Origin of the sequence: Variovorax sp. CAN15, from assembly GCF_030462475.1 — a bacterium.
In the GTDB taxonomy this organism is placed as follows: Bacteria; Pseudomonadota; Gammaproteobacteria; order Burkholderiales; family Burkholderiaceae_C; genus Variovorax.
Genome location: NZ_JASMRZ010000044.1, coordinates 1 through 24,420, shown reverse-complemented (window position 1 = coordinate 24,420; position 24,420 = coordinate 1). Strand labels below are relative to the sequence as shown.

Sequence of the window (24,420 nt, the reverse complement as noted above, 5' to 3'; positions counted from 1 at the left end):
TGCCCCTACACGTCCAGCAGCGGCCGGTGCTTGATATGGCGCGCGAAGACTTGCATGAACCGCGGATCGACACGCGCGCCCCAGACCGCCAACGCATGGCCGGCGATCCAGAGCACCAGGCCCGGAATCCACAGTTGCAGGCCCAAGCCCACGGCCGCGGCCAAGGTGCCATTGGCAATCGCCACCGTGCGCGGCGCGCCGCCCAGCAGGATCGGCTCGGTCAGCGAGCGGTGCAGTGGCACTTCGAACCCCGGAGCGAACCCCTGCACGCCATCGTGGGCCGCGCTCATACGACAGCCCCGCCCGAGAAGCTGAAGAACGACAGGAAGAACGAGGACGCGGCAAACGCGATCGACAGACCGAAGACGATCTGGATCAGCTTGCGAAAACCGCCCGAGGTATCGCCGAAGGCCAGCGCCAGGCCCGTGGCGATGATGATGATGACCGCGATGATCCGGGCCACCGGACCCTGGATCGACTCCAGGATGGATTGCAGCGGCCCCTCCCAAGGCATCGAGGAACCGGCGGCCTGCGCGGTGCCTGCGAGCAGCAGCATCAGCGCCGCGAGCATCAGGCCCTGCAGGGCTGGGCGTGCCAAGCCATCCAGCCGCGCGGGACGGCAGCGCAGGGCAAGCGGGTTTGCAGAAATACGGAAAGCAGGAACGATCATCTGCGTCATGGCAGTTCTCCAGGTTGGTCAGGGGACAGGGAAGAAAGGTCGGACTGCGACAGCAGCTCCGGGAATGGAGCCTCCAGCGCATCCGCCAGTTGGTAGCCCGCGCCATCGAAGCCGACGACGCGGGCGATGCTCTCGATGCGGCGCTTGCGTCCGCGCCCGGCGATGTGGATGACCACGTTGACCGCTTCCGCGATCAGCGCACGGGGCGGGTTCTCCGCCACTTCGAGAATCAGTTGCTCCAGGCGCAGCAGCGCGCCCAGCGCGGAGCCGGCGTGGATGGTGGCGATGCCGCCGGGGTGGCCCGTGCCCCATACCTTGATGAGATCCAGCGCCTCGGCACCACGCACTTCGCCAACGATCACGCGATCCGGGCGCAGGCGCATGGAAGAGCGCACCAGCTCGGTCATCGACACCACGCCCTGGCGCGTGCGCAGCGGTACGTGATCGCGCGCCGCGCATTGCAGCTCCACCGTGTCTTCAAGCACCAGCACGCGGTCACCGGTAGCGGCAATCTCGGCGAGCAAGGCATTGGCGAGCGTGGTCTTGCCCGTGCTGGTGCCGCCTGCGATCAGGATGTTCTGGCGCTCGCGCACGGCGCGCACCAGCAGGCCCGCCTGCGCGGCGGTCATCATTCCGTCCTCGATGTAGCGCGACAGTGGGATCACGCCAAAGGCGCGCTTGCGCAAGGCGAAGGCCGGCCCCGGCGCGGCGGGCGGCAGGATGCCCTCGAAGCGTTCGCCCGTCTCGGGCAGCTCTGCCGTCAACAACGGCTGGCCCCGATGAACTTCCGTGCCAACGTGAGCTGCAACGAGGCGGATGATGCGTTCGCCATCGGCCTCGGACAGTTCCACGCCCATCGGCGCGCGGCCCGTGGACAGACGATCCACCCAGAGCGTGCGATCGGGGTTGAGCATGATTTCCACCACGTCCGGGTCTTCGAGCGCGGCAGCGATCAGCGGCCCCATGGCCGTGCGCAGCATCTGGATGCGGCGATCCAGCGAGGTGGCCGTGAAGGAGGAAGGAACGGCGCTCATAAGGCACGCTCCTGGGCATCCGCGACGGCCGCAGCGCCCTCCGGTCGCGTCGGATCGGTGTGCAGTTCCTCCACCACATCCCGCACCAGGCTGCGCCCGCGCAGCAAATGGCGACCGAGCTGCTCGACGAACTGCTCGAAGCGGGCCTTGCCCTGGGCGCGAGCGGCATCCTGATGGGCCTCGGGCACGGGTGTGCTCACCGTGAGGAAATAGCGGATGAACAGCGCCAATGTTTCGATGGCAATGTTCTGGTCGCGCTCCAGGCGCTCGGCGTGGCGCGACAGGCGGTCCAGCCGCTTGGCAATTGCCGCCTCGCGCTGGTCGGCCGCATCGGGCGACAGCCAGGAGGCCAGGGCCGCCGCGACGATGCTGGACTTGGACACGCCCTTCTTGGCGGCCAGTTCATCGAGCCGCTTGCTGTGCTCCGGCTGGATGAACACATTGAGGCGGTGTTGGGTCATAGGTCGATTCCGTCGTCAGGGTCGAGGGAAGCCAGCCGGGCCGTGCGCTGCAGGGCCGGATCGAGCTGGCGAGGAAGGGGATGCGGCATGTCGTCGTCATCGAGCAGCCCGAGGTCGGCTGCGGGCGCAACCAGGTCGGGGTCGTAGGTGACGGCTTCGGAAAGTTCGGGCTGGCGGCGTGGGCCGCTGTCGTCGGCCGAACCCAGGTTCTCCAGCCCATCGGCGGCGTCGGCCGTCGGTGCGACCGGCATGGCGGGAATCGCCAGCCCGCTCCAGTCGTCGGCGCGTTCCGGTGGCACATCGGCATAGCGCCCCTGCATGGACAGGGTTGCAAGCACCGGCGGCGGAAGCACGCGCCGCTTGAAATTGCTGTCCGCGTAGTAGCGCAGCTTCTTGGCCTTGATGGGCGCCACGCTGGACACCATCACCACGGCCTCGTCGGGCGGAAGCTGCATTACCTCGCCCGGCGTGAGCAGCGGACGTGCCGTCTCCTGGCGCGACACCATCAGATGCCCGAGCCATGGCGCGAGCCGGTGGCCGGCGTAGTTGCGCTGCGCGCGCAGCTCGGTCGCGGTGCCCAGCGTTTCGGAGATGCGCTTGGCGGTGCGCTCGTCGTTGGTGGCGAACGTCACCCGGACATGGCAGTTGTCCAGGATCGAATGGTTCTGGCCGTAGGCTTTGTCAATCTGGTTGAGCGACTGGGCGATGAGGAAGCTGCGGATACCGTAGCCGGCCATGAAGGCCAGGGCCGTCTCGAAGAAGTCGAGCCGTCCGAGCGCGGGGAACTCGTCGAGCATCAATAGCAGCTTGTGGCGGCGCGCGATGCCGTCGCTGCCGTCGAGCGATTCCGTCAGCCGTCGCCCGATCTGGTTGAGGATCAGGCGAATGAGCGGTTTCGTCCGCGAAATGTCCGAAGGCGGCACCACCAGGTACAGCGACACCGGATGCTCGGCCGCGATCAGGTCGGCAATGCGCCAGTCGCAGCGCGAGGTGACTTCGGCCACCGTGGGGTCGCGGTACAGGCCGAGGAATGACATGGCGGTGCTCAACACGCCGGAACGCTCGTTGTCCGATTTGTTCAGGACTTCGCGCGCTGCCGATGCCACCACCAGATGCGGCCCACCACCGATGTGCGGCGTGGTCATCATCCGATGCAGGGTCAGCTCGAAGGGACAGGCCGGGTCGCTGAGGAAGTTGGCGACTCCGCGCAGCGTCTTGTCTTCGCCTGCGTAGAGCACGTGCAGGATGGCCCCAACCAGCAGCGCATGCGAGGTCTTCTCCCAATGGTTGCGCCGCTCCAGTGCTCCTTCGGGATCGACCAGAATGTCTGCGATGTTCTGCACGTCGCGCACTTCGTGCGCGCCGCGCCTCACCTCCAGCAGTGGGTTGTAGGCCGACGACTTCGCATCGGTCGGGTTGAACAGCAGGCAATGCGAGAAGCGCGAGCGCCAGCCGGCGGTGATGCTCCAGTTCTCGCCCTTGATGTCGTGAATGACGGCCGATGCAGGCCAGCTCAACAAGGTGGGAACCACCAGGCCCACGCCTTTGCCCGAGCGGGTGGGCGCGAATGTCAGGACGTGTTCCGGGCCTTCATGGCGCAGGTACTGCTGGCGATGCAGGCCGAGGAACACGCCCGCAGGCTGGTCAAGGCCCGCCTTGTGGATGTCCTCCGCATTGGCCCAGCGGGCCGAGCCGTAGGTCGTGACCAGCTTGGACTGGCGCGAGCGCCAGATCGACATGCCGATGGCAACTACCATCGCGATCAGGCCGCTGCCTGCGGCAATGGCACCGCCCGCGTCGAAGATATGCGGCGCGTAGGCGTCGAAGAAGAACCACCACTCGAACAGGCCCCAGGGGTGGTAGACCGGCGTACCGAAGAAGTCGAACCACGGCGAGCCCAGGCGTAGCTGGTAGCCCAGGGCCGCTGCTGTCCATTGCGTGGCGCTCCATACGCCAGCGATCACGATGCCGAAGACGACGGCAATCTGACCGAACAGCACGTTCGTTCCTTGCATTGGTCAACCTCCCACTACGGCACAGGAACGTGCCGTAGTGCCGAGGATCAAGGCGAGCGTGCAGGCCGGTCAAAGACCGTTATGGCGGGGATTCAGGCCAAAAGAGCCAGACTTCTTGCGGTGGCGAAGACAATAAAAATGCCGCATGCGCGAGCGCGCTGCGGCGTGATGAGGTAACTGCGAGAACTTTGTCGCGGCGCCGCGACGGAAGGTTACCTTATTGGGACTTCTGCTCCGGCCGGTCACCAAAGAAGCGGCGATTCGCGGCCTCGGCGGCACGTCGGCAGAGTTCTTCGCCGGCCTTCGCGCGCTCTTCCTTGCACAGGCGCTGGACTTCCTTGAGACGCTCAGGATGGGCCACGAGGAAGTCCACGGTTTCCGTCGGTTGGGATGGCCCACAGGAGGCTGTCAGTGCAGCGGCCATCAGCAGCGACAGGAATCGGGGCATGGCTTGGGTCCTTTCAGCAGGTGGATCAGGAGTCCTCGGCGGCGCTGGAGCCATCCGCCGAATCAATGGAGTCCACTCGTGCGATGAACCGAGCCAGCATTTCGGAGGGCTCCACGTCACGGTGCAGCAGATACGTGGCCAGCATCTGCGACTTGCCCGCCAAGCGCCGGGCCACAACACCTGGCCCACGGCCGGATGCAATGTGCGCGGCGCCCGCCAAACCAAGTGCCAATCCGGCGGAGACTAAGGTCATCATCACCTCATAGGACGCCACGCGCTGGGCGATCAGTGGCTGTTGCTCGTAGCGCTGCAAAACGCGATCAACTTGGCGTGCATGGCCTTCGCATATCGCCGGATCGCATAGCGCCAGCGGATAGCGCAGCACTTCTTCCAACGGAACGTGCTTGTGGGCCAGCACAGGATGGCGAGCTGGGACCGCCACCATCAGCTCGTCTTCCCACGCAGGCCTGACCACAATGCCGTCGCCCACCTCTTCGGCCATCGAAAAGCCGACGTCATACAGGTCATCGTGCAGACCCTTGATCTGTTGGTCCAACGGCATCTCAAATAACCGAATGTCAATCTCTGGATCTTCCTCTCGGCACCGTGCCAGCAGCGTCGGCATTCGCGAGGGCGTGATGCCATCGGACAAAGCGATGCGCAACTGTCCCTGAAACCCACTGGCGGCGGACTTGACGCCGTCACACGCCTGTTTCAGAGCTTCGAAGATTCGCGGCACCCGCTCCAGGAATGCCATTCCGGCAAAGGTCAGGCGGGTGCTTCGCGTGGTTCGCGTGAACAGTTGCGCCCCGAGCTCTTCCTCTATCTCCTTGATGGTGCGCGACAAAGGGGACTGATCGATGTGCAGCTTTTCCGCTGCGCGGCCAAAGTGAAGTTCTTCGGCCACCGCTATAAAGCAACGCAAATGCCGAAGCTCCATGGTGTATCTCATCCAAGTTAAAAGGCCTTGACGAGTTCCGGCACAGCCGCGAACAGGTCCGCCTCCAGCCCGTAGTCGGCCACGCTGAAGATCGGCGCCTCCGGGTCCTTGTTGATCGCCACGATCACCTTGGAGTCCTTCATGCCCGCCAGGTGCTGGATCGCCCCCGAGATGCCCGCCGCCACGTACAGCTGCGGCGCCACGATCTTGCCGGTCTGGCCCACCTGCAGGTCATTGGGCGCGTAGCCCGCATCCACCGCCGCGCGGCTCGCGCCGATGGCCGCGCCCAGCTTGTCGGCCAGCGGGGTGATGACTTCGTCGAATTTTTCCTTGCTGCCCAGCGCACGGCCGCCGGAGACGATGATCTTGGCCGCCGTCAGTTCGGGCCGGTCGCTCTTGGCGATTTCGCTGCCCACGTAGCTGCTCTTGCCGGTGTCTGCCGCTGCGGTTGCCGTTTCCACTGCTGCGTTGCCTCCGGTCGCCGCTGTGGCGTCGAAGCCGGTGGTGCGCACGGTGATGACTTTGGTGGCGTCGCTGCTTTGCACGGTGGCGATGGCATTGCCGGCGTAGATGGGGCGTTCGAAGGTGTCGGCGCTCACCACCTTGGTGATGTCGCTGATCTGGGCGACGTCGAGCTTGGCGGCCACGCGGGGGGCCACGTTCTTGCCGCCGGCCGTGGCCGGGAACAGGATGTGGCTATAGTTGCCGGCGATGGCCAGCACCTGGGCGGCCACGTTCTCGGCCAGGCCGTGGGCCAAGCCTGCGGCGTCGGCGTGGATGACCTTGGCGACACCGGCGATCTGGGCGGCGGCTTGTGCGGCAGCGCCGGCATTGTGGCCGGCCACCAGCACGTGCACGTCGCCACCGCAAGCGGCTGCAGCCGTCACGGTGTTCAGGGTTGCGCCCTTGATGGATGCGTTGTCGTGTTCAGCAATAACGAGTACCGACATTTAGATCACCTTCGCTTCGTTCTTGAGTTTTTCGACCAGGGCGGCCACGTCAGCCACCTTCACGCCGGCGCCGCGCTTGGCGGGTTCGGTCACCTTCAGGGTCTTCAGGCGCGGGGCGACTTGAACGCCGAGGTCTTCGGGCTTGATGGTGTCCAGCGGCTTTTTCTTGGCCTTCATGATGTTGGGCAAGGTGACGTAGCGCGGTTCGTTCAGACGCAGGTCGGCGGTGATGACCGCGGGCAGCGTGAGGCTAAGGGTTTCCAGGCCGCCGTCCACTTCGCGGGTCACGGCTGCCTTGTCGCTGGCGAGCTCGACCTTGGAGGCGAAGGTGGCTTGCGGCAGACCGGCCAGCGCCGCCAGCATCTGGCCGGTCTGGTTGCAGTCGTCGTCGATGGCCTGCTTGCCCAGGATCACGAGGCCGGGCTGTTCCTTGTCGATCAGGGCCTTAAGCAGCTTAGCCACGGCCAGCGGCTGCAGTTCTTCATTGGTCTCGACTAGGATGCCGCGGTCGGCACCGATGGCCATGGCGGTGCGCAGCGTCTCCTGGCATTGAGACACGCCGCACGAGACGGCGACGATCTCCGTTGCCGCGCCTTTCTCCCTGAGCCGCACAGCCTCTTCGACGGCAATCTCGTCGAAGGGGTTCATGCTCATCTTGACATTGGCGATGTCCACGCCGCTGCCATCGCTCTTGACGCGGACCTTGACGTTGTAGTCAACCACCCGCTTGACGGGAACCAGGATTTTCATGGGAGGGTTTCCTTTCAGGATCATTCAGAGTTGATCGTCCGCCAGGGCCAGCGTGCTGGCGGCGCCGCCCGTGACGATGTCGCGCAGCATCGGCGCCTGCACCAGGACATGCGCCGCGTAATGGCTGGCTGTGGCGCGCTTGGTACCGAGAAAGCCCGCATCGCCCGCGCCCGCCGCGAGTTGCGCGGTAGCGGCTTCGGCCATGCGCGCCGACAGCCAGCCGCCGATCACGGTGCCCGCCAGCCGCAGGAAGGGCACGGCGCCCGCCGCGCACTGCGCGGGTTGACCGTCGTGGGCCAGCAGCCAGTCGACCGCTTCGTCCAGCGCCTGGGCAGCGGCTGCCAACGCGCGGCCGATCTGCGCCAGCACTGCATCGGGCGATTCGACCAACCGGCGCGCATCGCCGTCGATGCGGCCCAGCAGCGCCTTCAGCGTGCGCCCGCCCTCGCGTGCCAGCTTGCGGCCGATCAGGTCGTTGGCCTGGATGCCCGTGGTGCCTTCGTAGATGGTCGTGATGCGCGCGTCGCGCATGTGCTGGGAGGCGCCGGTTTCCTCGACGTAGCCCATGCCGCCATGCACCTGCACGCCGTCGGACGTGATGCCCTGCGCGCTGTCGGTACACCAGCCTTTGACCACCGGTATCAGCAGGCCGACCAGGGCCTGCGCCTGCGCGCGCTCCTGCGCATCGGCGTGGCCCGCGGCGCGGTCCATCTGACCGGCGCAGAAGTAGGCCAGCGCGCGCATGGCCTCGGTGCGGGCCTTCATGTCCATCAGCATGCGCCGCACGTCCGGGTGGCCTGCGATGGCGGTGCTGCCGCTGATCAGCGGCTTGCCCTGCACCCGCTCCAGCGCATAGGCGCGTGCGCGCTGGTAGGCGCGCTCGGAAATGCCCACGCCTTCCAGGCCAACGTTCAGCCGCGCGTGGTTCATCATGGTGAACATGCAGGCCAGCCCCTGGTGCGGCTCGCCGACCAGGTAGCCGATAGCGCCGCCGCTGTCGCCAAAACTCATCGACGCCGTGGGGCTGCCGTGGATGCCCATCTTGTGCTCAATCGACGTGCAGGCCAAGTCGTTGCGTTCGCCCAGGGTGCCATCGTCGTTGACCAGGTACTTCGGGCACAGGAACAGCGAGATGCCTTTCACCCCCGGTGGCGCATCGGGTAGGCGCGCCAGCACCAGGTGCACGATGTTCTCGGCCATGTCGTGCTCGCCCCAGGTGATGAAGATCTTGTTGCCGCTGACGTGGTAGTGGTCGCCCTCGTGTACGGCACGGCTGCGCAGCGCGGCCAGGTCAGAGCCGGCCTGGGGCTCGGTGAGGTTCATGGTGCCCGTCCAGCGGCCCTCGACCATGGGTGCCAGGAAGCGGCGCTGGAGTGCGTCGCTGCCATGGTGCGCAATGGCCTCCACCGCGCCCAGCGTGAGCATCTGGCACAGGCTGAACGCGAGGTTGGACGACTTCCACATCTCCAGCACGGCGGTGGAGACCAGCGTGGGCAGGCCCTGGCCGCCCCATTCGGTGGCAGCGGGCATGCCGTTCCAGCCGTTCTCGCAGAAGCTGGCCCAGGCTTCGCGAAAGCCGTCGGCGGGCGTGACCCGACCATCGTGCCAGCGCGCGCCCTGCACGTCGCCGGGGCGGTTGAGCGGATCCAGCACGCCAGCGGCGTAATTAGCCGCCTCCTGCAGGATGGCCTCGACCAGGTCGGGCGTGGTTTCTTCATGGTCGGGCTGGGCGCAGATCGCGTCCAGGCCGCCGACCTCTTTCATGGCGAACAGCATTTCGCGCAGGGGGGCTATGTAGACAGACACAGCGAATTTCCTTGATGGCTACGATCAGGCGTTTTGCGGCGTCTGTTGCGACGGGCGCAACTCGCGTGCAGCCTCTTGCGGGCCCACCGACGCCGGGCCGCCATGCCTGATGAACGCCAGGGCGATCGAGCCGATGATTCCGAAAGCCCCGATCACCAGGAAGTTCTGCTCCAGCGGCAGCTCAAGCGCAACGATCTGGCCGATTAGCAGCGGCGCCGCGATCGCGCCCAGGCGCCCCACGCCGGAGGCCATGCCGATGCCGGTCGAGCGGATGGACATCGGGTAAAACTGCCCGCAGTAGGCATAGGCCACCAATTGCGCGCCGGTGGTGCAGGCGCCGACCGCGCCGATGATCAGATAACGCAGCTCGGTCGAGGTCTGGAACGTCATCAGGTACAGCAGCACGCCGCCCAGCGCATACATCCCCACCAGCACCCACTTGATGTTGAACTTGTCGGCGAGCCACCCGCCTCCCACGGCACCGATGATGGCGCCAACGTTCAGCGCGATCACGAAGCTGAGGGCAGACCCCAGGCTGTAGCCAGCCATAGCCATCAGCTTGGTCAGCCAGCTGCTGAGCGCATAGACCATGAACAGGCCCGAGAAGAAGGCGATCCAGAACAGCACCGTGCTCGGGCCTCGCCCGTCCTGGAACAGCCGGGAGACCGGCGCACCCGCCACGCGGTCGGCGGTGGGCACGACGAACTGGGCGTCCGCCGGGTGCTTGACTCCCGGCTGGAGATTACGGGCCACTTCGGCCAGTTCGCCGTTGCGGCTGCGCGAGATCAGGTAGGTCATTGATTCCGGCACCAGCTTCAAGATGAACGGAATCAGCAGGACCGGCACACCCGCTGCGATGAAAACGACCTGCCAGCCGTACTCGCCGATCAGCTGCTTGCCGAGCACCGCGGCCAGGATGCCGCCCAGTGCGTAGCCCGAAGTCATCAGCGCCGTCATCAGGCTGCGGATCTTCTTGGGCGAGTACTCGACCATCTGTGCCACGATGACCGGCAGCACACCGCCAATCCCCAGGCCCGCGATGAAGCGCACCACGCTGAAGCTGATGGGATCCTTGGTGAATCCGGCGGCCGCGGTGAACACGCTGAACAGCATGACGCCAATGGAGAGGGCCCAGCGCCGACCAATCCGGTCGGACAGCGTGCCCAGAACCATGGCGCCGAACATCATGCCGAACAGGGCCGAACTGGCCATGAAACCGGCAGTCGATGCGTTCACGCCCATCTGCTGCATGATGGACGGCAGGGCGATGCCCACCACGGCGATGTCATAGCCGTCGATGATGAGAATCAACAGGCACCACAGAAGCACCTTGGCATGAAAGCGGTTGAAGCGAGCGTCGTCGGCGAGCTTCTGCATGTCGATTTGGCACACGTGTTTGTCTCCTTTGAGTTAGGCTCTGGATCGTGGGGCGGCGGTCATCGCCGCTCCGCTACATGTCGTCCAGCGCACACAAGGAATCCTAGGTGCCGGTGCTGCGAGCCGCGATGACGAAGCGCCCCGATCGAATGACAAACGGCCCCTTTCTGAGAGCACTGTTCAAGTGCGCCAAGAGGTCAGGCGTCAAGCTGAATATGGTCGCCGCGTGCGGCTGATATTCCAGCACGAAGGGCGCTTCTGCCTGCTGGGAACACCCCGGCAGTGTTGGGTGCCCAGGGGCTCACGCCCCATCGTCGGCGCACGCCTCAACGCCAGACCCTGTACGCCTTCGCCGCCGTCAGCACGCACGATGGCGTGATTGACTCTCTGGTGCTGCCCTGGGCCAACGCTGAGACGATGCAGGTGTTCCTGGCCGAGATGGCGCGACGCCATGCCGTCGAGTTCATCATGATGGTCATGGATCAGGCGGGTTGGCACATCGCGGGTCACTTGGATGTGCCACAGAATATGCGCCTAGAGTTTCTGCCAGCCTTGAGCTGAACCCGGTCGAGCATCTGTGGAAGGTGCCGTGCCAGGATTGGTTTGCCAACACGGTGTTCAAAGAACTGGAGGCCGTACACGACGCGCTGGTGCAAGGACTCATTGCTCTCGAAACACATCAGCAAAGAACCCAGTCAATGACAGGCTTGATTGGGTTACTTCTATATCCTTGAGGGCAAATTAGTGCATCAGGCGAGCCGATAGCGCATTGCGCCGTCTTCGTCTTCTGCAGACACGATTTCCCCACGCTGGTCGAGATAGTTTAGGTGGGCGAGCGTCTCTCCGGTCGCGAGGTTGAGGTGCATTTGCTCCGCAACAATGGACGAACGGTACAGGGCGCGAACCAGGTCGATGACCCTCAGAGGCTGCGCAAGTTGTTGCCTGACGCGGTCGGTGCCTCTGACGGTGCTCGCACGCAGTTGCTCCAACCGTAGGTGCAGGCCATGGAAAGGTTCGTTGTGGGCAGGCAGAATCAGGGCGCTCCCAGGTACGCGTTGCATCAACCGGTCGATGGAATCGAGCCAACCCTGCAGAGGATTCGCATGCGGCTCGGTGGCGTACACGGAGGTATTGGAACTGATCCTGGGAAGAACCTGATCCCCCGATATCAGCAAATCCAGTTCGCGCGAGTAGAAGCACGCGTGCTCGGGGGAATGTCCTGTGCCGACGATGACTTCCCATTCCTGGTCCCCGATCCGCAACATCTGGCCATCCGTGAGCCGCACAAAGCTGTCAGGCAATGGATGGATCATTTTACCGAAGTCACCGAACCGGGTGCGGTACTCATCCACCTCGGTGTCGCTCCATCCGGCCCTCCGATAGAAGCGAACGCCATCGACTGGCGCTTCCCGCCCCGTATCGGCAAGCATCACCCGACAGCTCAAATACTCGTCTCGTGTCATCCAAAGCGCGCATTCGAAGCGACGTGTCAACCATCCCGCCATGCCCACATGATCCGGGTGCATGTGCGTCGCTATCACACGGGAGATGGGTCGGCCGGCTAGCGGCCCCTGCGGAGCGAGCAAGGCGAGCCACGCGTTCCTGACGTCCACGCTGCGAATGCCCGTGTCCACGACCGCCCAACCAGGACCGTCGCTCAATGCCCAGAGGTTGATGTGATCCAGGGAAAACGGCAGCGGCATGCGCAGCCACAGCACACCAGGCTTGATTTCCGTGGCTTGGCCAGGGAGTGGGAGATCCGAGAACGGATACGAGAGTGCCGGGGCTGCGTCGGTCATGATGCTTGATTTACATTCTGGCAGTGCTGCTCCTAATGGCGCAGAGCCATCACTCCTATGCAGTGCGAGCTCAGTTTTAGCTTAGGAAGCTTAGAAGTCAGCCTCAACGGTGGCAATGACGAATGACCTCGATAGGCTGATGGAAAACGTCTGCTTCCTGGCACAGCCTGTCGCTGCGCTGCCGTCGGTGCAACTGCCCCAACGGCGGCAAACAGTCTCTTGAGCGCACGAGAGCCTCGCTCGAGGTAGGCCAGGGCCCCGGCAGCTATGAAGGCACCGATCTTCTCGGTGGCCGGCTACAGCCTCGTGGCCGAGCCGGAATCCGTCGAATGCCTCTATGTAGGGTTCTACCTGCTGCGCGAGCGGGCACGGTAGGCTCCCGGCGCGCTGCCGGTCCAGACCTTGAAGGCGCGCTGGAAGGCGGTGCTGTCGGTGAAGCCCAGGTCGGCGGCGATGGCGACGAGCGAGGCTTCGCTGCTGGTCAGGCGCACGATCGCCATGTCGCGCCGCAACTGGTCCTTTAGCGCCTGGAAGGAAGTGCCCTCGGAGGCCAGGTGCCGTTGCAACGCGCTCACCGACAAGTGCAGGCGCTGCGCGGTGACGACCAGGTCGGGCCATTCCGGGCTGGCCCGCTGCAGCACCATGCGGACCCGCGCGCTGGCGCTGCGCTCGTTCAGGTAAGGCCCCACCACGTTGCCCGGCGTGGCGCGCAGGAAGGACTGCAGCGCGTCCCGATCGCGCCGCACCGGCTGTTTAAAGGCATCGGCGTCGAACCAGGCGGCCGTGCGCGGCTGCCCGAAGCACAGCGTGCCGGAAAAGATGCGCCCGTAGCTCATCGCATGGAGCGGCAGCGCAAAATTGAAGTCGAATCGCTGCGGCACCAGCCGGCCGCCGTGCAGCCACAGCAACAAGCGCCAGAACACGCGCAGCAGATGTGCATGAAGGAATTCGGCATGTGCGCCCGGGCCGCCGCGCATCTCCAGCGCGAAGCCCCCCAGCGCGCCCTCGGTCACGGGCACCAGCGTCACGTCGTCCTGCAGCAGGGCGAAGGATTCGCTCAGGCGACGCAGGGCGCATGACAACGAATGGGCAGTGAACGCGCTGCGCACCATTAGCGCGAAGCTGCCCGGGCGCATGGGTCGCTCATGTAGGTAGCCCAGGCACTCGTCGTTCAGGCTGTCCTTGACAGCGATAAATAGCGCGTTGAACTGCTCCACGGTTACGCGCGAATCCTTGAGCTCCAGCAGCGATTCGCTGATGCCGGCGCGCCCCAGCACGCCCTTCAGCCATTCTTGCGTGGCCAGCCCCTTGCCGCGCGCGCCGTCCAGCAGGCCATGCACGGCAAAGATAGGAGCGGTGAAGACGGGTTGCAGCATTGCGTGTGATCGAAGGAGCCAACGCCGGTCGCGCGGGCCAAAAGAAGTTATTTGTCAGTTGATTGAGGCAATCCGCTATCGCCCTCGCAGGGGCCAATTACTACGATTGTCGCATCCCCAAAAACACTTCGGCAGTGGCGCTGTGCGGAACGCCCGGTGCGGGGTCAGAAGCCAACATACAAGGAGACATGCCCATGCTGCCACAGCTGTATCGCCACGCCTGGATGGACCACGAGATCGACGCTTTTCGCGAGCAGGTGCGTCGCTACGTTGCCGCCGAATTCACTCCCCGGCTCGACGAATGGCGCCGCCAGGGCTACATCCCGCGCGAGGTCTGGCGTCCGTTCGGCGGGATGAGCTTTCTGCTGCCCGAGATGCCCGAGACCTATGGTGGTGCCGGCGCCAGCCTCGCCTACCAGCTGGTGGTGCAGGACGAACTGGCCAAGGCCGAGATGCCGGTCAATATCGCGGTGCACACCATCGCTTCGCATTACATCCTGGACTTTGGCACCGAAGCGCAAAAGCAGCGCTGGCTGCCCAAGGTGACGAACGGCGAGATGCTGGCCGCCATCGCGATGACCGAGCCGGGCTGCGGCTCGGATCTGAAGGCCATCTCCACCCGGGCCCGGCGCGACGGCGACTACTACGTGATCGACGGCGCCAAGACCTTCATCACCAACGGCTTCACCGGAAACCTGCTGATCGTCGCGGCGCGCACCAGTGGCGCGGGCAGCAAAGGGGTGTCGCTGTTCGTACTGGAGACCGAGAACCTGCCAGGCTTTCGTGTGGGCCGCCTGCTTGAAAAGATCGGCATGCAGGCCTCGGACACGGCGGAGCTCTTCTTCGACAGCGTGCGCGTTCCAGCCGACCAACTGCTGGGGAGCGTTGAAGGCCAAGGCTTTGGGCAACTGATGGGCGCGCTGCCCTACGAGCGCATGGTCATTGCAGTGCCGGCGGCGGCCGTCATCGACCGGGCGTTGGAGCTCACCATCGAATACACGAAGCAGCGCAAGATATTCGGTGCGCCTCTGTTCGACATGCAGACAACGCGCCAAAAGCTGGCCGAGATGGCGACCATCGCGCATGTGGTGCGCAGCTTCGTCAACGACTGTACACAGAGACTGCTGGACGGCACACTCGACAACGAGGCCGCCTACATGGCCAAGTGGTGGTGCACCGAACAGCAGTGCCGCGTGGTGGACGAGTGTCTCCAATTGTTCGGCGGCTACGGCTACATGGCCGAGTATCCGATCGCGCGGATGTATGCCGCTTCGCGAGTGCAGAAGATCTACGGCGGCGCCAACGAGGTCCTGAAAGACCTGGTTTCGAGGAAGCTGTGAACATGCCGCACACGCTGCAGTTGCCTCTGCACGGCGTCCGTGTGGTGGAGTTTGAGGGCATCGGTCCAGGCCCTCTGGCCGCCAGGATGCTGGTCGACATGGGCGCCGAGGTGATCGCGCTGGCACGGGCCGAGCAGGCTGCTGGGGCGCAGCGGCTGGGCGGGGCGGTGGAGAACCCGCTGCACCGCGGCAAGAAGGTCGAGGTCATCGACCTGAAGTCGCCCGGTGGCAAGGCGCGCGCACTGGAACTGATTGCCCAGGCCGACGCTCTGATCGAAGGCTTTCGCCCAAGGGTGATGGAGCGGCTGGGCTTCGGCCCCGCAGATTGCGCGGCGCTCAATCCCCGGCTGGTCTATGGCCGGATGACGGGCTGGGGCCAGGACGGGCCACTTGCCCAGGCCGCGGGCCACGACCTGAACTACGTCGCGCTGACAGGCCTGCTGTCGCTGTCGGCGCACAGGGGGCAGGCGCCCATCGTGCCGCCCTCGGTACTCGGGGATGGGGCCGGGGCGCTGGGCATGGCCTTCGGCGTCGCCTGCGCGCTGGTCGATGCGCGCGCCACCGGCCACGGCCGGGTCGTGGACGCCGCGATCATTGACATCGTGGCCATGCTGGGCACGCTGGTGCATTGGATTCGCGCCAATGGGCAAATTGACGGCGCGCAGCCGAGCCCGTTTCACGATTCGCCGTTCTATGACGTATACGCTTGCGCTGACGGCGGCTTCATCAGCCTCGCAGCAGTGGAGCCAGCGTTCCACGCGCTTCTGCTGTCGAAGCTGGGCCTTGCTGACGTGAACCCCGCCGAGCAGTACGACGCGGCGACGTGGCCAGCGCTGAAAGAGCGGATCGCAGCCTTTATCCGCAGCCAACCCAGGGCGCACTGGTGCGCGCTGCTCGAAGGCAGCGACGCCTGCTTTGCGCCCGTGCTCAGCCTCGCCGAGGCGGTGCGGCATCCGCATAACGCAGCACGGGGCATTTACCAGATCACCCCATCCGGCGCCATCGAAGCGGCCCCGGCCCCACGGTTCCAGGCACTCGACACAACTACCTAGGAGACAAGCACATGACCGACACCATCCAGCCCACCAAGCCTGTCCGCGGCTGCCCGTCCACCACGGGCAACGAGCGCCAACTGAACACCACAACGCTGATCCGGCACGCTGCGCGCACCCACGGGGACCAGGAGATCGTCTACCGCACACCCGATGGCGGCTGGGATCGCTACACCTATGCCGATTGCTACGCGCGCGTCTGCCGCAGCGCCAATGCACTGCGCGCTCTCGGCGTCGAGCCGGGCGACCGGGTCGGCATCCTGGACTGGAACAGCCGACGCCACTTCGAGCTGTACTGGTCCATTCCCGGCCTGGGTGCTGTCATGTTGCAGATGAATCTGCGCCTGGGCCCAGAGGACCTGGGCTACGTGGTCGACCACAGCAAGGTGTCCTACGTTTGCGTAGACGAGTCATTGCTACCCCTTGCCGAATCCGTCGCAGCGAATTCGCCCCAGATCAAGGGCTGGATTGTCATGACCGACAAGCCGCTGGACCAGATCAAGACCACGCTGAAACCGCTGCTGCACTACGAAGACCTGCTGGCCGCCGCCGACACGAAGATCGACTGGCCCGAGATCGACGAAACCTCGGCCTACAGCGCCTGCTACACCACCGGCACCACGGGCAAGCCCAAGGGCGTGTACTACTCGCACCGCGGCATCTACCTGCACTCCACGGCCATGGCCACCAATCTGGGCATGACGCTGGACGACTGCGTCATGCTCATCACGCCCATGTTCCACGGGCAATGCTGGGGCCTGCCGCAGGCCGCCACGCTGCTCGCCGACAAGATCGTGCTGCCGGGCCGCTACGTTGCCGAAGACACCAAGCCGCTGGTCGATGCCATGATCGCCGAGGGCGTGACCATCGCCAATGGCGCACCGGCCATCTTCCAGCCCATGCTGCAGTACATCGAGACGATGCCGGTCAAGCCGGACTTCAGCCGCATGCGCATGCTGTCTGGCGCCACGGAGCCGCCGCTGTCGATGATGATCGGTTTCTACGACCTCACGGGTGCTGAGGTGGTGCACGCCTACGGCGCCACCGAAGCCACGACGCTGGTGACGATGAACCGCCTCAAGTCCACGCTCAAGAAGCGCTTGACCGAGGAAGAGAAGTGGAACCTCAAGCGCAAGCAGGGTCTGGTGCTGACCGGGGTGGATATTCGCATCCTCGATGCCGACGACAAGGACTTGCCGCACGACGGAAAGTCAGCGGGCGAGATTTGCCTGCGCGGCCCCTGGATAACGGCCAGATACCACGACATGCCTGATTCCGCAGACCGTTTCCTGGAAGGCGGATGGTGGCGCTCGGGCGATGTCGGCACGGTGGACGAGAACGGCTACCTCAAAGTCACCGACCGCATCAAGGACGTGATCAAGAGCGGTGGTGAATGGATTTCTTCCATCGACATGGAAAACCTGCTCATGGGCCACCCGGCCGTGCGCGACGCCGCGGTGGTCGGCATTCCCCATGCGAAGTGGCAGGAACGGCCGCTGGCCCTGGTGGTGCTGAGGCCCGGCCAGCAGGCGACTCAGGAGCAATTGCAGGAACACCTGACCAGCGCCTTCGCCAAGTGGCAGTTGCCAGATCAGGTCCTGTTCGTCGAAGCCATCCCCAAGACCAGCGTCGGCAAGCTCGACAAGAAGCGCATCCGCGCCGAGCATGCGGGCCGCTACGCCGAGTGAGCCAACCTTTTTGCACCAGGAGAAGAACATGAATGACCATGAACCCGTCATCGTCGGTGCGTTGCGCACCCCCGTGGGCAAGCGCGGCGGGCGCCTGCAGAAATGGCACCCCGTCGATCTGCTGGGCGAGACGCTGCGCCAGCTGGTCGAGCGCTCCGGCATCAACCCCGCCGATCTGGACGATGTGATCGTCGGCTGCGTGCTGCAATGGGACCAACAGCACGGCAACCTGGGCCGTCATGCCGTATTGGCGGCGGGGCTGCCCGAATCCGTCCCGGCGGTGACGGTTGACCGGCAATGCGGCTCCGGCCAGCAGGCGGTGAGCTTTGCCGTGCATGGCATCCAGGCGGGCGCTTACCAACTGGTCATCGGCGCCGGGGTGGAATCGATGTCGCAGGCCCCCATGCCGCCGTCATTCAAACCCGGCGCGCCGCTGGGCTCGCAATACAGCCCGCGCGAACTGGCGCGCTACCAGGACAACCCGCTGCTGGCGCAAGGCGCTTCGTCGGAGTTGATGAACAAGCGCTTCGGCCTCACGCGCGAGGCCCTGGACGCTTTCGCCGTGCGCAGCCATCGGCGCGCCACCGAGGCTTTGCAGGCTGGCCGAGTCCAAGACCAACTGGTGCGACTGAACGAAGACCCAGCCGACCCAGACAGCCCGCTCGTCACTGCCGACGAAGGCGTGCGTGCCGACCCGAACCCCGAGAAGATGGCCACGCTCAAGCCCGTGTTTGCCGCCGACGGTGCCACCACGGCCGCCAACTCGTCGCAGATCAGCGATGGCGCCGCCGCGCTGCTGATCGCCAGCCGCGCCTATGCCAAGCAGCATGGCCTGAAGCCGCGCGCGCGCTTCGTCAGCACCGCCGTGGCGGCAGCCGACCCGGTGATCCAGTTCACCGCTGTTCTCGATGCCACCCGCAAGGCGCTGACGGAATCGGGTCTGACCCCGGCCGACATTGACCTGTTTGAAGTCAACGAGGCCTTTGGCGGCGTGCCGCTGATGTTCCAGCAGGAATTCGGCATTCCGGACGATCGCCTCAACGTCAACGGCGGCTCGGTGGCCATCGGCCATCCGCTGGGTTCCACCGGCGCGCGCATGCTCACCGACCTGCTGTGCGAGCTGGAGCGGCGGGGCGGCCGCTATGGCCTGCAGACCATCTGCGAGGCTTCGGGCACGGCCAATACCACCATCATCGAGCGGCTTGGATGAGCGGAGCCACCATGAGCGAAGCCAGCGAAGTGCTCGTCAGCCGCGATGGCGCCATCGCCACCTTGACCATCAACCGCCCGCGCGCGAAGAACAGCTTGAACCGCGCGGTATTCGATGGCCTGCGTGCGCAGCTTGTGCAACTGCGCGACGACGATACCGTGCGCGCGGTCATCATCACCGGCGCCGAGGGCGTGTTCTGCGCCGGGGCCGACATCACGGCCTTCGATGCGCTGCGCGCCGAGCCACTGCTGGGCGATCGTGCGGCAGCAGGCGGCCACTTTTGGTCGGAACTGGAGCGCTTCCCCAAGCCCGTCATCGCAGCGGTGGAAAAGCTCGCGCTGGGCGGCGGCACAGAATTAGCGCTGGCCTGCGACATCGCGATCGCTGGCGAGTCTGCCAATTTTGGTGTGCCGGAAGTCAAGCTGGGCGCCATTCCGGGTGCCGGGGGCACGCAGCGCCTGATCCACGCTATCGGTAAGTCCAAGGCCATGGCCCTGTTGCTGACCGGCGATTTCATCGACGCCCGCAAGGCTTGCGATGCAGGCATGGTCGCCGAAGTGACGGCTGATGGCCAGGCCCTGCCGACGGCGTTGGCGATGGCCAACCGGATTGCAGCCAATTCGCCGCTGGCCGTGGCGCTGGCGAAAGATGCGGCACTGGCCAGCTTTGAGACTCCGCTCGCGCAAGGCCTGGAGCATGAGAAGCGTAATTTCCTCGTCGCTTTGCGTTCGGCCGACAACCTGGAAGGGCAAGCGGCATTCCTGGGCAAGCGCACCCCCCACTTCACGGGCCAATAACGCCTGTCTATCTGTCATCCATCGAGGAAAAACCATGCAACTGAACTCCGACATCTCGGCCATCATCACCGGGGGCGCTTCCGGCCTGGGAGCCGCCACGACCCGGCGTTTGGCCAGCCGTGGCGTCAAAGTCGCCATCTTCGACATGAACGAAACCGTCGGCCAGGCGTTGGCCAGCGAACTCGGCGGCGTTTACTGCAATGTGGACGTGACATCTGAGGAGCAGGTGGACACCGCCTTCGCCAAGGCCCGTGCGGCCATCGGGCAGGAGCGCATTCTGGTCAACTGCGCCGGTACTGCCGATGCCGTCAAGACTGTCAGCCGCGACAAGAAAACCGGCGAAATCCGCCCATGCGCGGCAGATCGCTTCAATCGCATCATTCAGATCAACCTGGTGGGCACCTTCCGTTGCATCGCCAAGTCAGCCGCGGGTATGTTGACGCTCGCGCCGCTGACCGATGGCGAGCGCGGCGTCATCGTCAACACCGCTTCGGCCGCCGCGCAGGACGGCCAGGTCGGCCAGGCCAGCTATGCGGCCAGCAAGGCAGCCATCGTGGGCATGACCCTGCCAATCGCGCGCGACATGATGGACGAAGGGATCCGGATCAACACCATCATGCCGGGGATCTTCGGTACACCGTTGCTGCTGGGTCTGCCGGACAACGTCAAACAGGCGCTGGCGGCCAGCGTGCCCTTCCCCAAGCGTTTAGGCGACCCCGATGAATTCGCGCAGGCCGTCGAGTTTCTCGTTACTTGCGGCTACATGAATGCCGAGTCCATTCGTGTGGATGGTGCCATTCGCATGGCGCCGCGCTGACGCTGAAATTTTGATCAATCAGGGAACGTCAGCATGCCTGGAAATCCGGTAATTCTCGAAAAGAATGGTGCCGTCGCGACCATAACACTCAACTCGCCAAAAAAAATGAATGCGTTGAGCACGTCGGTCGTAAACGTGCTCGCTGGTGTCATTGCAGATGTCGAACGCGATGGCTCGATTCGAGCTTTGCTGCTGCGCGGCGAGGGCCGGATGTTCAGTTGCGGAGGCGACATCGAAGAAATGGTGGCCGCAGGCGATGCGTTGTCTACCTTGGTCGATGACGAACTGAGAGTGGCCGAAAGCATGATTCCTCAATTCGCCAGCCTGCCGTTCCCGGTAGTCTGCGCCGTACAAGGCGCGGTAGCCGGAGGCCGGAGGCGGTCTCGGGCTTGCCTTGGCCTCTGACTACCTGATTGCCGCAAGTGGGACGAAGTTTGTGGCGGCCCATACCGGCCTCGGATACGCGGGGGATTTCGGCATCAGCTGGCTACTTCCACGCGCAGTGGGTGGACGACGCGCACGAGACATGATCTTGACCAATCGCGTAGTCAGTTCGGACGAGGCCTTGGCCTGGGGATTGGTCGAGAAAGTGGTTCCTGGCGAGAGCCTGCTGGGCGAAGCGCGGCGTATGGCGGTGCAATTTTCGGTCGGACCAACGCAAGGTTATGCGGGCGCCAAGCGCCTGCAACTCGCTGCCTTCGAGAGTGATCTGGCGACCTCATTGAGGCTGGAGGCGGCCGAAATGAATCGAGCCTCGAAAACCACAGATTCGCTGGAAGCGGTTCACGCGTTCGTCGCAAAGCGAGTCCCGCAGTTTGCCGGACGCTGAACGGCTGTAGACGCATCCGGTCGGTAGGTGCTCAATCGCTGCTGGCGTCAGGTAACGGATAAACCCTGCTGCCGTCGGATTTGCCAGGATAGGGTGCCACCATGTACCTGCCCAGAAATCAGCATGCCGAGTCGTTGTTCGATGACCGGCGTCCATGGCACCAAGCTGAACCCCATACCATCATCGAGCATGGCAAAGCGGCCACTGGCGAGCATGAGGCTGCGCCGGTAGATGCCGGTCACGCGCTGGCCATCGGCCGCCAGACGGTGTTCCAGCCCGGTTTCGGTGGCAATATCCTTGGCAGCCCGAATCACATCCCGATCGCGTAGTGTCGCCAATAGATTGCGCGCGAGGATTACGCGCTGCCCGCGCCGCTCTGCCAGCCCCTGTTCGGCCAGGAATTCGGCGCGCTGCTGCATCGCCTGGTTGACCTCGCTGCCAAAGCCCAGGTTGCCCAGGCCCGAGCCGCCGCCGATCAACTGCTGGTCGAGCCAGGTGGCTCCGATCACGCGGGCCTGCCGCTCGATGGGCAGGTGCGATTTCAGCTCCACCGCCACGCCGCCCAGGCGCTGCGCATCGTAGCGACGGCCCTGCTCGGGCAAGTCGTCCGGCACCTTCCATAGCCCCTCGGCCACCCGTTCCACGATACCGGCACGGCGCAAGGCTTCCAGCCGGCGGACGTGGGACGCGACCACTTCCTGCGGATCGCGGCCGGGCACGGCCTGACCCTGCGCGATGGCAAGGTGGTGGTCGGTGCGGTACAGGCCATCGCTCGCCAACGCGGCGATGTTCTTGTCGGCCGCGCGCACGTCAGCCGATCTCCTTGCCTCCACCACGGCGCCGGTCGGATAGTTCGCCAGCTCGTCGCGGGCGTTGAGCGCAACGTAGTGGGCCTTGCCGTCCACGCCGTCGATGACCAGATAGCCCCGGTCGTGCAGTTCGTCGGCCAGCCCCTTCGCGGCCACGCGGCCGAGGATGGTTCGGCCATCGTCCCCAGGCTCGAACACCGCCAGTTCGCGTGGCTCGCCGCGCATGGCCCGCTGCATGGTGCGGATGATGTCGCCGCGCTCGCCCAGGGCGCGCAGGGTCTTTTCCGCATCGTTGTGGACGGTCCACGTGCCGGGCTGGGCCTCGTCGGCCAGGCCCAGGCGCTGCAAACGCTGCAACCTGCCGATCAGCAGCAGACGCTGGCGTTGCAGTCGGGGTTCGTTGAGCCGTTCGACATGCACCATGCCATCGTCGCCGGCCTCGCGCTTCAAGGTGCGATCCAGGCTCGTCCACCGCTCCTGATCCACCTCGCGCCGCAAGGTCTGCTGGATCTCCAGCTCGGTGCGCGGCCCCAGCCATTCGGTCGCCAGTTCGGCGGCGCGATGGCGGAACCCATCGGCGATGTAGTCGCCCGCGATGATGAGGTCTTTGCCGGTGTCGTCGCGCCCGCGCACGACGATGTGCGTGTGCGGGTTGTCGGTGTTCCAGTGATTGACGGCCACCCAATCGAGGCCCGTGCCAAGGTCGGCCTCCATGCGACCCATGAGGTGCCGGGTATAGGTGCGCAGGTCTTCCAGCTCCGCGCCATCTTCGGGCGAAAGGATAAAGCGGAAGTGATGCCGGTCGTCGGCGCAGCGTTCCTTGAACGCATCGAGGTCGGCGGCATCGGTCTGCGGCCCGTAGGCTTGGCCCGACTCGCCATCGCGGCCCACACCATCGCGCTCGATATAGCGCAGGTGCTTGGCAAGCGACTGCGGGCTGGCTCGGTGCTGATTGAGCAGCAGCGTCTTGATGGTCACACGCCGCGACATGGACGTGAGCTTCGCCCCCGCGAAGCGCGCCGCCGTGTGGCCGCGTCCCAAGCGTGAGCCGGGCCGCTGGCCGGAGCCGGCACTCTTGCTACTGCCACCAGGACGGCGCACCGAGGACTTACCGCCGCTGGCCTTGCCCGCCTGCTTGAGTACCTTGGAGACGAAGCTCTGGCCCCGGTTCTTCGGGGCGCTGGGACGGATGCGGAAATCGTCGTCGCGGCGGTCGGTCATGGCTGTGCTCCTTGCAAGTTCTGGCGTGTCCGGGCGTGCGAAGCACGCGGACATGCCCGCATCGGCGCGGGCTTCGCGCCCCACGCGGCACGGTGGCGAAGCCGCTGCGTGTCGCGCCACCCCCATGTGCAGACTGGCTTTGCGGGCCGACAGGTGCCGCACCCTTTTGTCTTGCCTTCCGCATTTGCCTCTCGCATCCGCTCCCGGCAACTGCGGCCCGGTGGCAAGGCTGCACCAGCAGCCAGCGCACCGGCGAACACGGCGATGGCCGCAGGCCAGCCGTGTTCGAGGCAAGACGCCTGCACGTGGGACGGCTGCGCCGGAGGCAGCGCGAAGTGCCGCGCGGATGCGCTCGCACTGCACGCACGACGACACCGCGACAGCAGCCCGAACGACACGCCCAATAGCACGACGATGCGCAGCGAATCGGCGGCCGTCATGGGCGCGACTCCAACCAGACCGGACGCGCAACGCCGATCACGGCGGCTGCGCTGACCGGCCCGAAATACCGGCTGTCGAACGACGCCGGATTGGTGACACTGAGCAGGAACAGCTCGCCAGGCCGAAGGCGGTGGCACTGCTGCCAGGATGGCAGCGGCCGGCCCCAGCGATCGGCAGACAGCACGGCGGCCGAAGGCACGCCGTCGATAAGGACTCTGCCGTCGGCGATACACACCTCCTGCGGCGCCACCGCGCCCACGCGCTTGAGCAACGGGATGCGCGTCGGCAGGTAGCCGCGCTGCGCAGCGAGCGCGGCAGCCTCGGCAGGCAGCGGCACCAGCACGATGCTGCCCACGGACAAAGGATGTGGCGGCGAGCTGGTGCGATGGTCGAGCGGATCGACGCGATACCAACCGACCGCCACGCTGTCGGACGGGTTGTAGGTCAGGCGCGGCAGTGGATGCACGAAGGACGCGGCGCTGGCCGTCGCGGCCAAGTGGTTCATTCCGGCGTGGTTCGTCGGCGCGGGCATCAACATGGCCGTGGGGGTGATCAAGGCGGGGTATTCGGTGGCCGAGGAG

General features: G+C 65.3%; 24 protein-coding genes. 9 read left to right on the top strand and 15 right to left on the bottom strand.

The features are described 5' to 3' along the window. Positions 1 to 5: 5 nt before the first annotated feature. From QMO14_RS22250 to QMO14_RS22200, 11 genes are all read right to left on the bottom strand, one after another. A complete protein-coding gene (locus QMO14_RS22250) occupies positions 6 to 290 on the bottom strand; it encodes a VirB3 family type IV secretion system protein (RefSeq protein ID WP_012436235.1) in 285 nt (94 codons plus the stop codon). After that, entirely contained in the window at positions 287 to 679 is a 393-nt protein-coding gene (locus QMO14_RS22245; RefSeq protein ID WP_012436234.1) for a TrbC/VirB2 family protein, read from the bottom strand. Before QMO14_RS22245 ends, QMO14_RS22250 begins: the two co-directional genes overlap by 4 nt. Beyond that, on the bottom strand, positions 676 to 1,713 hold the full coding sequence (gene trbB / locus QMO14_RS22240; RefSeq protein WP_012436233.1) for a P-type conjugative transfer ATPase TrbB: 1,038 nt from the start codon (positions 1,711 to 1,713) through the stop codon (positions 676 to 678). The genes QMO14_RS22245 and trbB overlap by 4 nt, the downstream gene beginning before the upstream one ends. Continuing rightward, a complete protein-coding gene (locus QMO14_RS22235; protein ID WP_012436232.1) occupies positions 1,710 to 2,174 on the bottom strand; it encodes a CopG family transcriptional regulator in 465 nt (154 codons plus the stop codon). Before QMO14_RS22235 ends, trbB begins: the two co-directional genes overlap by 4 nt. Next, complete coding sequence (locus QMO14_RS22230) at positions 2,171 to 4,189, bottom strand: conjugal transfer protein TraG (RefSeq protein WP_012436231.1); 2,019 nt, start codon at positions 4,187 to 4,189, stop codon at positions 2,171 to 2,173. Before QMO14_RS22230 ends, QMO14_RS22235 begins: the two co-directional genes overlap by 4 nt. Before the next feature lie 217 nt (positions 4,190 to 4,406). Further along, the gene (locus QMO14_RS22225; protein WP_012436230.1) at positions 4,407 to 4,637 is read right to left on the bottom strand and encodes an EexN family lipoprotein; all 231 of its coding nucleotides are present in this window, start codon (positions 4,635 to 4,637) and stop codon (positions 4,407 to 4,409) included. A gap of 25 nt (positions 4,638 to 4,662) precedes the next feature. Continuing rightward, positions 4,663 to 5,577 carry a LysR family transcriptional regulator gene (locus QMO14_RS22220; RefSeq protein ID WP_012436229.1) on the bottom strand — a complete coding sequence of 305 codons (915 nt, stop codon included), beginning with the start codon at positions 5,575 to 5,577 and terminating at the stop codon, positions 4,663 to 4,665. Between the two features lie 17 nt (positions 5,578 to 5,594). Continuing rightward, positions 5,595 to 6,527, bottom strand: coding sequence for an electron transfer flavoprotein subunit alpha/FixB family protein (locus QMO14_RS22215; RefSeq protein WP_012436228.1), 933 nt, complete (start codon positions 6,525 to 6,527; stop codon positions 5,595 to 5,597). Then, complete coding sequence (locus QMO14_RS22210; protein WP_012436227.1) at positions 6,528 to 7,277, bottom strand: electron transfer flavoprotein subunit beta/FixA family protein; 750 nt, start codon at positions 7,275 to 7,277, stop codon at positions 6,528 to 6,530. 24 nt (positions 7,278 to 7,301) lie between these two features. Then, positions 7,302 to 9,083: an acyl-CoA dehydrogenase gene (locus QMO14_RS22205; protein WP_012436226.1), complete on the bottom strand. Its 1,782-nt coding sequence runs from the start codon at positions 9,081 to 9,083 to the stop codon at positions 7,302 to 7,304. A 24-nt stretch (positions 9,084 to 9,107) separates the two neighbouring features. Next, positions 9,108 to 10,475 (bottom strand): MFS transporter, encoded by a 1,368-nt coding sequence (locus tag QMO14_RS22200; RefSeq protein ID WP_012436225.1) that lies wholly within the window; start codon positions 10,473 to 10,475, stop codon positions 9,108 to 9,110. Positions 10,476 to 10,742: 267 nt separating this feature from the next. Between QMO14_RS22200 and QMO14_RS22195 the strand changes: the two genes are divergently transcribed. Then, on the top strand, positions 10,743 to 11,021 hold the full coding sequence (locus tag QMO14_RS22195; protein WP_012436224.1) for a transposase: 279 nt from the start codon (positions 10,743 to 10,745) through the stop codon (positions 11,019 to 11,021). A gap of 188 nt (positions 11,022 to 11,209) precedes the next feature. Here the strand turns inward: QMO14_RS22195 and QMO14_RS22190 are convergent, their stop codons facing one another. Then, positions 11,210 to 12,259, bottom strand: a complete 1,050-nt coding sequence (locus tag QMO14_RS22190) for an MBL fold metallo-hydrolase (RefSeq protein WP_012436223.1) — start codon at positions 12,257 to 12,259, stop codon at positions 11,210 to 11,212. A 347-nt stretch (positions 12,260 to 12,606) separates the two neighbouring features. Further along, on the bottom strand, positions 12,607 to 13,635 hold the full coding sequence (locus tag QMO14_RS22185) for an AraC family transcriptional regulator (RefSeq protein WP_012436221.1): 1,029 nt from the start codon (positions 13,633 to 13,635) through the stop codon (positions 12,607 to 12,609). A gap of 194 nt (positions 13,636 to 13,829) precedes the next feature. On the opposite strand from QMO14_RS22185, the gene QMO14_RS22180 reads away from it, so the two are divergent. The 8 genes from QMO14_RS22180 to QMO14_RS22145 are packed head-to-tail and all read left to right on the top strand — an operon-like array spanning position 13,830 to position 21,368. Continuing rightward, positions 13,830 to 14,975, top strand: coding sequence for an acyl-CoA dehydrogenase family protein (locus QMO14_RS22180; protein WP_012436220.1), 1,146 nt, complete (start codon positions 13,830 to 13,832; stop codon positions 14,973 to 14,975). Between the two features lie 2 nt (positions 14,976 to 14,977). Then, positions 14,978 to 16,027: a CaiB/BaiF CoA-transferase family protein gene (locus QMO14_RS22175; RefSeq protein WP_012436219.1), complete on the top strand. Its 1,050-nt coding sequence runs from the start codon at positions 14,978 to 14,980 to the stop codon at positions 16,025 to 16,027. A gap of 11 nt (positions 16,028 to 16,038) precedes the next feature. Next, positions 16,039 to 17,715, top strand: coding sequence for a long-chain fatty acid--CoA ligase (locus QMO14_RS22170; RefSeq protein ID WP_012436218.1), 1,677 nt, complete (start codon positions 16,039 to 16,041; stop codon positions 17,713 to 17,715). Positions 17,716 to 17,743: 28 nt separating this feature from the next. Beyond that, positions 17,744 to 18,925: a thiolase family protein gene (locus QMO14_RS22165; RefSeq protein WP_012436217.1), complete on the top strand. Its 1,182-nt coding sequence runs from the start codon at positions 17,744 to 17,746 to the stop codon at positions 18,923 to 18,925. Continuing rightward, positions 18,922 to 19,722, top strand: a complete 801-nt coding sequence (locus tag QMO14_RS22160) for an enoyl-CoA hydratase/isomerase family protein (RefSeq protein WP_041672598.1) — start codon at positions 18,922 to 18,924, stop codon at positions 19,720 to 19,722. Before QMO14_RS22165 ends, QMO14_RS22160 begins: the two co-directional genes overlap by 4 nt. 34 nt (positions 19,723 to 19,756) lie before the next feature. After that, complete coding sequence (locus QMO14_RS22155) at positions 19,757 to 20,539, top strand: SDR family NAD(P)-dependent oxidoreductase (RefSeq protein ID WP_012436215.1); 783 nt, start codon at positions 19,757 to 19,759, stop codon at positions 20,537 to 20,539. A gap of 33 nt (positions 20,540 to 20,572) precedes the next feature. Further along, positions 20,573 to 20,944, top strand: a complete 372-nt coding sequence (locus QMO14_RS22150) for an enoyl-CoA hydratase/isomerase family protein (RefSeq protein WP_230965136.1) — start codon at positions 20,573 to 20,575, stop codon at positions 20,942 to 20,944. A gap of 31 nt (positions 20,945 to 20,975) precedes the next feature. Next, entirely contained in the window at positions 20,976 to 21,368 is a 393-nt protein-coding gene (locus QMO14_RS22145) for an enoyl-CoA hydratase/isomerase family protein (RefSeq protein WP_253279287.1), read from the top strand. A 47-nt stretch (positions 21,369 to 21,415) separates the two neighbouring features. Here the strand turns inward: QMO14_RS22145 and QMO14_RS22140 are convergent, their stop codons facing one another. Next, a complete protein-coding gene (locus QMO14_RS22140; protein ID WP_012436214.1) occupies positions 21,416 to 23,398 on the bottom strand; it encodes a relaxase/mobilization nuclease and DUF3363 domain-containing protein in 1,983 nt (660 codons plus the stop codon). 436 nt (positions 23,399 to 23,834) lie between these two features. Further along, entirely contained in the window at positions 23,835 to 24,371 is a 537-nt protein-coding gene (locus QMO14_RS22135; protein ID WP_301509823.1) for a S26 family signal peptidase, read from the bottom strand. Positions 24,372 to 24,420: the final 49 nt, after the last annotated feature.